Below are 1,484 nucleotides of genomic sequence, written 5' to 3' on the forward strand. Positions count from 1 at the left end.
GGGTAGGCGGGGGTCGGGGAACCGGATGACCCGACGGTACGGCGTGTCGCGCCTCCAAGGGCTTCGACCTGCGTAAACGCCGCGGTGACCGGCCGTGCCGACGCGCGGGGGCGCCCCCGTGGTCGGACAATGTGGTGATACCCCGAAGGGGGCTGTATTGCCGGGGTGCCGGGTTGCCGGCGGCGCGGCGGAGAGCCGAGGCGAGGATGGCGGAGCGTGCTGCGGAGACGACCGAGGAGCGGAGACCGTCCGGCCGCCCCCGCCGGCTCCGGCTCCCGCGTCGCCGGTGGATCGTGGCGGTGATCATCCCGCTGGCGGTGCTCCTCGTCGCGGGGGTCACCGCGGGCACGCTGTGGATGCGGCTGGACCGCAACATCGGCGAGGTGGACATCGACGCCGCGCCCGAGGCCGACCGCCCCCGCGACCTGCCCAACGGCTCCCTGACCTTCCTGGTGCTGGGCTCCGACGCCCGCCCCGGCGGCGACGGTGGGGACGGCGAGGATGGGGACGGCGAGGAACCCGACACCACCGACGCCAACCCCGAGGACGGGGAGGGCGACGGCACGGTGGGCGGCGGCGGCTCGCCGGACACCGGCGGGGCGGTGAACGCCGCCGACGCCGCCGACGCCGGGACCGAGGGCTCCGGGGACTCCGGGGACGACGCCCGCGCCGACGCCGCGATGGTCGTCCACATCGCGGCCGACCGCACCACCGCCTCCGTGGTGTCGATACCGCGCGACACCCTGGTCTCCCGACCCGAGTGCGCCCGTCCCGACGGCACCACCGCCCCCGCCGAGGACCGCGCGATGTTCAACGAGTCGCACGCCGTCGGCGGCCCGGTCTGCGCGGTGCGCACCGTGGAGGAACTGACCGGCATCCGCATGGACCACTACGTCGAGGTCGACTTCGAGGGCTTCGAGAAGATCATCGACGAACTGGGCGGCGTCGAGGTCACCGTCACCCGGGCCGTCCGCGACCGGCACAGCGGCCTGGACCTGGCCGAGGGCACCCACCTGCTGGACGGCGGCGACGCGCTGGCCCTGGTGCGCACCCGCAAGACCGTCGGCGACGGCAGCGACCTGGGCCGCATCCAGCTCCAGCACTCCTTCCTGCAGGCCCTGATGGTGCGCGTCGCGGACCTGGACCTCTTCGACAGCCCGCGCCGGGTCTACCGCCTCGCCGACACCACCACCTCGGCGATCACCACCGACACCGGCCTGTCCTCCGTGGGCCGGCTGGCCTCCCTGGGGCGCACCCTGCGGGACATCGGCCCCGAGGGGCTGGAGATGGTCACCCTCCCGGTGACCTACGACGAGGAGGACCCCAACCGGGTCCGACCGCTGGAGCCGGAGTCGGAGCGCCTGTGGGAGGCGCTGCGCGCCGACCGACCGATCCCCGAGGACATCATCGAGCGCACCCCCGCCGAACGGGAGGCCGCCTCGGTCGTCGAGGACCCGGAGGGCGACGGGGGCTCCGGGGACGAC

The 1,484-nt window shown here is 74.9% G+C and carries 1 protein-coding gene; it reads left to right on the plus strand.

What is annotated here, in order from left to right; translation table 11 throughout:
- Window positions 1-206 precede the first annotated feature (206 nt).
- Window positions 207-1,484 (plus strand): LCP family protein (locus FNQ90_RS22880; RefSeq protein ID WP_228471526.1); only part of this gene is annotated, 1,278 nt, incomplete at its 3' end.

The sequence above is a fragment of the Streptomyces alkaliphilus genome (assembly GCF_014141535.1).
GTDB lineage: Bacteria > Actinomycetota > Actinomycetes > Streptomycetales > Streptomycetaceae > Streptomyces > Streptomyces alkaliphilus.